Source organism: Polaromonas sp. UBA4122 (assembly GCA_002381615.1).
Classification (GTDB): domain Bacteria; phylum Pseudomonadota; class Gammaproteobacteria; order Burkholderiales; family Burkholderiaceae_C; genus Polaromonas.
On the sequence record DFWY01000010.1, the window covers coordinates 53,593 to 61,170 of the forward strand.

Here is a 7,578-nt window from a genome sequence, read left to right on the forward strand (position 1 = left end):
CTTCCCCCCCCCCGCCACAACAGCAGCGGGCGGGCGCGCTGCACCGGCGCCCGAGCGCTCGGACCTGGCCACCCTAAAGCGGCTGTTTCCCTATTTATGGGAGTACAAATGGCGTGCCATGGCGGCCCTGGCCTTCATGGTGGGTGCCAAGCTGGCCAATGTGGGCGTGCCGCTGCTGCTGAAAAATCTTGTTGACACCATGAACTTCAAGCCGGGCGATGTGAAGGCCATGCTGGTGGTCCCGGTGGCCTTGCTGCTGGCCTACGGCTTGTTGCGTTTATCGACCACGCTGTTCACCGAACTGCGTGAGTGGGTGTTTGCCAAAGCCACCGAAGGCGCGGCGCGGCGTATTTCACTGGAAGTGTTCCAGCATTTGCACGCGCTCAGCCTGCGCTTTCACCTGGAGCGGCAAACCGGCGGCATGACACGCGACATTGAACGCGGCACGCGCGGCGTGCACTCACTCATCTCGTATTCGCTGTACAGCATCATCCCGACCCTGATCGAGGTGACGCTGGTGCTGAGCCTGCTGGCGGTCAAGTTCGATGTCTGGTTTGCCGGCATCACCGGCATCGCGCTGGTCTTCTACATCTTCTTCACGGTCAAGGTGACCGAATGGCGCACGAAGTTCCGCAAGACCATGAACGAGCTGGACTCGTCGGCCCACAGCCGCGCCGTTGACTCGCTGCTGAACTATGAAACCGTCAAGTACTTCAACAACGAAGAATTTGAAGCGGCACGCTATGACGAGGGCCTCAAGCGCTACCGCCAGGCAGCCATCAAGAGCCAGAACACCCTGAGCCTGCTCAACACCGGGCAGCAGCTGATCATTGCGTTCGGGCTGGTAGCCATGCTGTGGCGCGCCACGCAAGGCGTGGTGGATGGCCGCATGACGCTGGGCGATCTGGTGATGGTCAACGCCTTCATGATCCAACTCTACATTCCGCTGGGTTTTCTGGGCGTGATTTACCGGGAAATCAAGCAGAGCCTGACCGACCTGGACAAGATGTTCACGCTGATGGAAAAAGAGCGCGAAATCGCCGACGAGCCAGGTGCGCAGCCGATCCGCATTGAAGGCTCGCCTGCGGTGCGCTTTGAAAACGTCAGCTTTGCCTACGACCCCGCGCGCCCCATCCTGCACCACGTCAGTTTTGAAATTCCGCCGGGCAAAACCGTGGCAGTGGTGGGGTCGTCGGGTGCGGGCAAGTCCACTCTGGCGCGACTGCTGTTTCGTTTTTACGATGTGCAGCAAGGCCGCATCACCATTGCCGGGCAGGACATCAAGCAGGTCACCCAGGCCAGCGTGCGCCAGGCCATTGGCATCGTGCCGCAAGACACGGTGCTGTTCAACGACACGGTCGAATACAACATTGCCTACGGCAAGCCCGGCGCCAGCCACGCCGAGGTCGAGGGCGCGGCCCGCGCGGCGCACATTCACGCCTTCATTGCCGTAACGCCGTTGGGCTACAACACCATGGTGGGCGAGCGTGGCCTGAAACTCTCGGGCGGTGAAAAGCAGCGCGTGGCGATTGCCCGCACCCTGCTGAAAAATCCGCCCGTGGTGATTTTTGATGAAGCCACCTCGGCGCTGGACTCGGCCAACGAGCGCGCCATTCAGGCAGAGCTGCGAGAAGCCGCCCAAAACAAGACCACGCTGGTGATTGCGCACCGCTTGTCCACCGTGGTGGATGCGCATGAAATTCTGGTGATGGAGGCCGGAAGCATCATTGAGCGCGGAACGCACGCCGCTCTGCTGGCGGCCAATGGGCGCTATGCGGAGATGTGGGCGCTGCAGCAGAGTTCGGAGTGATTTTTAGGGTGTTTTAGGCCTCTGGGACGCGTGGGATATGCGTGAGCGGCTATTTTAATAATAGCTAAATTGCGCTTTTTTCTTTTGGATACGCCTTACCGGCGATGGGGCAAATGGCAGAACACAGTTCTAGCCCCTTGAGCGGCGGGAATGCAGCGGGAAAAATCATCAAATGTGGGTAAGTGACCGGCTGCATCGTGCCTAAAGCGGTCATCGATGATTGGGATTCGAACGACGGGACTGCAGCGGAAGCGGACGGTCGCATTGGCTGCTCGACCGGCCGGACCCGGTCGAGGCTGTGTCAAAACTAAGAACCTGATTTAAAGATTGCGTAAACCGCATTTGCCTGCTGATTCCAGAGCCGCTGGTCTTCATTGATCGCGCATCGGGATCAGTCAGCGAGATTTGTTTGTCCGGTGCCGCCTTCATCTGCACTTCTAACTCCTTGAGTCGTTGCATTTGCTCCTTCAGTGCAGCGATCTTCTCGTTCAAGCGTACCGTCTTGGTAAGCGCGACTGTTGGCTCTTCACGGTCTGCGGCGTCGAGCGCAGCGAGGTAGCGGTTGATGCTGTCCTCGATTTGCTGCATGCGCCGTTCCATCTTTGCGCTGGTGAAGTTCTTATCGCTGCTGTTGACGGCCTTGAACTTGCTGTCGTCAATGGCGACGATCGCCTGGGAGAACAGATCAAGCTTGCGGCACAGCTCAACAAACTGACGACATACGCTACCGATAGCTTTGCCATTGTCTTTGCGAAAGTTGGCAATCGTCTTGAAGTCCGGCGTCAACCGGGAAATCAACCACATCAACTCAACATTGCGTTGTGTTTCCAGCTCCAGGCGCCGCGTTGACTGAATGCGATTGAGGTAGCCGTAAATATAGATCTTGAGAAGTGTCGACGGATGATAAGAAGGGCGGCCTGTAAGCGCTGGCTCAACACCTTCAAAGCCGAGCTTGCCAAGATCAAGTTGATCGACAAAGACGTCAACCACGCGCACCGTATTGTCCTCAGTGACGTAATCATCCAAGAGATAGTCGGGATATTTTTGGGAAAATTCTTCACGCGTTTTGACACAGCCTCGGTCATTTGCAGTCGTTCGTGTTACTTCCTCCATAGCGGTCAGTCGCGACAGAAACGACGCAAAAAGATGGAAACTGTTCGCTTTAGATTAAAAAATGAAGAATGTTCGTTCATTTGGACGCTTGCTTTACTCATTGCCTTTGCATCCGCGAAGAAAATATGCCATACCCAAAAATGTAACCATCCCTGTGTCGGTTTACCTTTAGTCTGGCCAAAAGTAACAGACTAAAGGTAAACCGACAGCCGGCGCTTGAAACGAAGGTGGCTAATGCGCCACCCGAAACCGCGTTCCCCGAAAACTGAACACCGAACTCGACGCCTGGATTTCCTCTAAGTTCACCTCGGGCGCGGCCAGGCTGCCTTGCGTTAGAACCTGGTTGTTGACCAACAGCAGCCGCTGCCCCGGGTTTTCCGAGTAAACGGCGCCGGTGATGGTCAGCGGGGGGATCTGGCGACGGATGTCTTCGGACAGTTCGCTAAGCAGCGGGACAGCGGCCGGGGCGGCTTGGGTGGCGGATGCCTTGGCGACCGGCAACGGCATCGGCGTTGCCGGGGCGGCGGCGCCTAGCTCCGCTGCCTTGCCGACGGGGTCAAGTTTGGGCTTGGGCGGCGGTTGCGTTCCAACGGCGGGCGCTGGAAGCGCCGGTTTTGACACGGGTGTGGGTGCGGCGGGAGTCACGGCGGGCGGCGAAGATGCGACTGTTCGTAGCGCCGGAACTGCAGGCTGCCGTGCAGACGCAGATGCGGGTATTGGTATTGGTGTTGGCGTAGGTACGGGCTGCGCCAATGGCGCGGGCACCGTGGGCCTCGCCACGGCGGGTTCCACTGCGGCCAGTCGCGCGTCGCTGGCAGGCGTTTGCCAGACCCACAGGCCTGCTGCGATGCCGCCCAGCGCCAAGGTAGCTGCGGCGGCCAGCCAGAGGCGGCTTCGCGCGCTGGGGGCAGCTTGAGAGGCCGGGGTCGTCACTTGGCGCGCGTGCAGGCTGGGCACGGCGCCGCGCTCACGTTCGGCGTCGGCCCGTTTGAGTGCATCAAGGATGTAAGACATGGGCTTATCGCGGGTTGGTTTGCAGGCGCGGCTCATTCACATCCGTGGCGCTGTCGATCTGCATGAAGGTCATGGGGCCGGGTTGCCCATCGGCTTTGAGGCCTTGGGCGCGCTGAAAGGCCCGCACGCGAGCCCTCAAGGCAGCGTCCAGGACTGGAGGGGCTGCTGATGCGGCTGGTGCAGGTGCGCCGTCCAGTCGGCTCAGTTGGCTCGCGAGCCGCTCGATAGCCGGGCCGGCGTTGCCGTCGCGCAGGTCGGCGCTGTAACCCGGCGGCGGGCGCCAGTAGGTGGCGAAGTCGCCGCGCCACAACCGACCCAGCGAGACCAGCCTGACGGTATGCAGGCTCGCCGCAACCCGCAGCGTGGCGGTCTGGTCGCTCAAGCCCACGAGCAGGGCGTACGCCGGTGGGCCGTTGTCCACCTGCAGGGTCAGGATGCCCGGGCGGCCGAGCTGGCGGAGCAGCGGCACGGTGAGCTTGTCGGTGCGGTAACACTGCAGCTGCTGCGCGCCAGCGGCCTGGCAGGGGTCGCCGTCGTTTGCGGACAGCTTCCAGGTAGGAGCCAGCTCGCGCCAAGCCGCGTTGATGTCGCGCGGCAGTTGCGGGAGCAGGGCTTCGATCTCCTCGACAGGGTTCAGGACAAGCGACTCAACCCGAATGGGCGACGACGCGTTAGCTTGTGGGGCTGGCGGGGCTGGCGGGGCTGACTTTGCGGCTTGGGGTGACGGCAGAGCCTTTTGCGGCGTGGGCCACATCAGAAAACCGGTCAGCGCGGCACCGGCCAGCAAGGCGAAGCCGCCCAGCGCGTAGGCTGTGGGCAGTGAGCCGGCGGTCGGCGCGCGCGGGATATCAGGCCCGAACACCTCGGCAGCAGCCTTGTCCACCACGGTTCGGTCCACGCGGTGCAGGCCATTCGCCCACGCCCCCAGCAGCGCGCGCCCGCACAGCAAGTTGATGCGGCGTGGCACCCCGCGCGCGAGGCGGTGGATGCGCTGCAGCGACTGACGGTCAAACGGCAACGGGCCGGTGTGGCCGGCCACGTCCAGACGGTGCTGGATGTACTGCGTGCTCTCGGTGTCGGTCAGCGCGTCAAGGTGAAAGCGCGCGATCACGCGCTGGGCCAGCTGCTCCAGCTCAGGGCGGGCCAGCATGGCGCGCAGTTCGGGCTGGCCGATCAGCACGATCTGCAGCAGCTTGCGCTCGTTGGTTTCCAGGTTGGTCAGCAGGCGCAGCTGCTCCAGCACGTCGGATTCGAGGTTCTGCGCCTCGTCGATGATGAGTACGCTGCTTTGCCCGGCGGCGTGACTCTGTAGCAGAAAGGCATTGAGCGCGTCGATGTAGTCCTTGACCGTGGGCGGGTTCGAGGCGGCAGCCGCCGCCGTGATGTGGAACTCCTCGCAGATGGATTGCAGCAACTCGGTGACGGTGAGCTTGGGGTTGAAGATATAGGCCACATGGCAGCCGGCGGGAATCTGCTCCAGGAAGCAGCGGCAGATGGTGGTTTTGCCGGTGCCGATGTCGCCCGTGAGCAGCACAAAGCCGCCGCCCGTGCCGCCTGCCGCTTTGTGCGGGCCGGCCACGCCGTAAAGCAGGTGCGCCAGCGCCTCCCGGTGGCGCTCGCTCATGAAGAGGTAACGTGGGTCAGGCGCGATGGAAAACGGGTCTTGCGTCAGGCCGAAATGGTGCGAGTACATAGGTCACAAGCATACCCGGGGACGGACAGGACATTCCACCATATCATGGGCGTGATTCAAACACGGGTGCCCTCGCACCCATTGCGCCGGACTTCGCCCGCTACTTGATTGAATTCCCGTTCGGAGATATTTATTCACGTCCGAATCTGGATTTGAAATCGCGTGAAATTGCCGTGGTCGCCACGATGCTAGCCATGGGAAATGCGGCGCCGCAACTCAAGGTTCATGTGTGCGGCGCTTTGAACGTCGGATGCAGTCGCGATGAAATCGTTGAGGTGATGATGCAGAAGGCGGTGTATGCCGGTTTCCCCGTCGCACTCAATGGACTATTTGCAGCGCAAGAAGTGTTCAATGAGCGTGACGCGGACCAGCCTGCGGTTGGCCAGGCAGACGGCGCCTGATTCGTCCCGCCTTGCGGCGACCCCGCGCATAATTCCGGGCATGGAAACCAAATGGCTCGAAGATTTCGTCAGTCTTGCTGATACCCGCAGTTTCAGTCGCTCGGCCCAGCTTAGGCATGTAACGCAGCCCGCGTTCTCGCGGCGCATCCAGTCGCTGGAGGGGTGGGCGGGCACCGACCTTGTGGACAGAAGCTCTTATCCCACGCGCCTGACGCCGGCCGGTGAAACGCTGTACAGCCAGTCGCTGGAGGTGCTGCAGGGCCTGCAGTCCACACGCGCAATGCTGCGTGGCCATATCTCGGCCGGGCAGGACTTCATCGAGTTTGCCGTGCCGCACACGCTGGCCTTTACATTTTTCCCGGCCTGGGTCAGCAGTCTGCGCGAAAAGTTCGGCCCCATCAAAAGCCGTCTGATCGCGCTCAATGTGCATGATGCGGTGTTGCGACTGGTTGAAGGCAGTTGCGACCTGCTGATTTCCTACCACCATGATTCCCAGCCCTTCCAGTTGGACCCTGACCGCTATGAAATGGCGTCGCTGGGACAGGAAGTGCTGGCGCCGTTTGCGCGGGCCAATGCCGACGGCCAGCCCGAGTTCAGCCTGCCAGGCCGCGCCGGGCAGCCGCTGCCTTACCTGGGTTACGCGCCAGGCGCGTATCTGGGGCGTATGGTGGACCTGATCCTCAAGCAGTCCCGCACCACCATCCATCTGGACCGGGTCTATGAAACCGACATGGCCGAGGGTCTGAAGGCCATGGCCCTGGAGGGGCACGGCATTGCCTTTTTGCCGCTCGGTGCCGTCAAAAAAGAGCTTCGGGCCAAAAAACTGGTCAGCGCCGGCAGCAACCTTGAGATGACCATGGACGTGCGCGTTTATCGTGAGCGACCGGTTTCCAAAGAAGCCGCCAAGAGCCATGCCCAGGCGTTGTGGACCTATTTGCAGTCGCAAAATGGCATGAAGGACAAGGCCGCAGGCCGGGGTGGCATTCAGTCGGCGACCAGGAGATGATTGAGCGGCCTGGGTAGTAACCCTTGGTCGTTATAAAAAAAATGCATGACTGTCCCCTGAAACGGCATTGGTGTTTTCAATCCCGCGAATTTACAGTTCGGCACGTTCAAATTTTGAGGCTTGTCCGTCCGTGTCACCAGAAGTCCGACAGGCTCCTGGAGCCTATCCTGCATGGTCCAGGTCGCCTCTTTTTAAGGAGGGGGGGTAAACCTTGGCATGGCTTGTGCTTCCCGCTCTTTAGAATAGTCCCCTTATCGTTTCATTTCACAACAGGAGATTCCATGAAACTCAAGCTCGTCGCTCTGTCCGTTGCCCTCCTCGCTACAGGCGGTGCATTTGCTCAAGGTACTGATACGCTCGCCAAAGTCAAGGCCTCAGGCGTCGTTACCATGGGAGTTCGTGACTCCTCCGGAGCCTTGTCCTACACGCTCGGTGACGGCAAGTACACCGGCTACCACGTCGAGATTTGCAACCGTATCATCGCCAACCTGGAAAAAGCTGCAGGCCGCAAGCTGGAAGTGAAATACCAGCCCGTCACGTC

At 60.8% G+C, this 7,578-nt stretch carries 4 protein-coding genes and 3 pseudogenes; 4 read left to right on the forward strand and 3 right to left on the reverse strand.

Annotated features, from left to right (window positions below):
- Window positions 1–64: 64 nt before the first annotated feature.
- The gene (locus B3F77_RS01800) at window positions 65–1,810 is read left to right on the forward strand and encodes an ABCB family ABC transporter ATP-binding protein/permease (protein ID WP_293603303.1); all 1,746 of its coding nucleotides are present in this window, start codon (window positions 65–67) and stop codon (window positions 1,808–1,810) included.
- A gap of 354 nt (window positions 1,811–2,164) precedes the next feature.
- Here the strand turns inward: B3F77_RS01800 and B3F77_RS01805 are convergent.
- The 3 genes and pseudogenes from B3F77_RS01805 to B3F77_RS01815 form a co-directional block, all read right to left on the reverse strand.
- Window positions 2,165–2,836, reverse strand: a pseudogene (locus B3F77_RS01805) (transposase); the annotation flags it as partial.
- A gap of 318 nt (window positions 2,837–3,154) precedes the next feature.
- Window positions 3,155–3,937 carry a general secretion pathway protein GspB gene (locus B3F77_RS01810; protein ID WP_293603298.1) on the reverse strand — a complete coding sequence of 261 codons (783 nt, stop codon included), beginning with the start codon at window positions 3,935–3,937 and terminating at the stop codon, window positions 3,155–3,157.
- 4 nt (window positions 3,938–3,941) lie between these two features.
- Window positions 3,942–5,630 carry an AAA family ATPase gene (locus B3F77_RS01815; protein WP_293603299.1) on the reverse strand — a complete coding sequence of 563 codons (1,689 nt, stop codon included), beginning with the start codon at window positions 5,628–5,630 and terminating at the stop codon, window positions 3,942–3,944.
- A gap of 68 nt (window positions 5,631–5,698) precedes the next feature.
- Here B3F77_RS01815 and B3F77_RS01820 point away from each other — a divergent pair.
- The 3 genes and pseudogenes from B3F77_RS01820 to B3F77_RS01830 all read left to right on the forward strand — a co-directional run.
- Window positions 5,699–6,031 (forward strand): annotated as a pseudogene (locus B3F77_RS01820) (carboxymuconolactone decarboxylase family protein); the annotation flags it as partial.
- 40 nt (window positions 6,032–6,071) lie between these two features.
- Entirely contained in the window at window positions 6,072–7,037 is a 966-nt protein-coding gene (locus tag B3F77_RS01825) for a LysR substrate-binding domain-containing protein (protein WP_293603300.1), read from the forward strand.
- 281 nt (window positions 7,038–7,318) lie between these two features.
- Window positions 7,319–7,578: pseudogene (locus tag B3F77_RS01830) on the forward strand (amino acid ABC transporter substrate-binding protein); the annotation flags it as partial.

What these genes read in the sequence shown, in the direction of transcription:
- B3F77_RS01815 (WP_293603299.1), bottom strand. Translation starts at nt 5,630, where the DNA reads ATGTACTCGCACCATTTCGGCCTGACGCAAGACCCGTTTTCCATCGCG.
- B3F77_RS01810 (WP_293603298.1), bottom strand. Translation starts at nt 3,937, where the DNA reads ATGTCTTACATCCTTGATGCACTCAAACGGGCCGACGCCGAACGTGAG.
- B3F77_RS01825 (WP_293603300.1), top strand. Translation starts at nt 6,072, where the DNA reads ATGGAAACCAAATGGCTCGAAGATTTCGTCAGTCTTGCTGATACCCGC.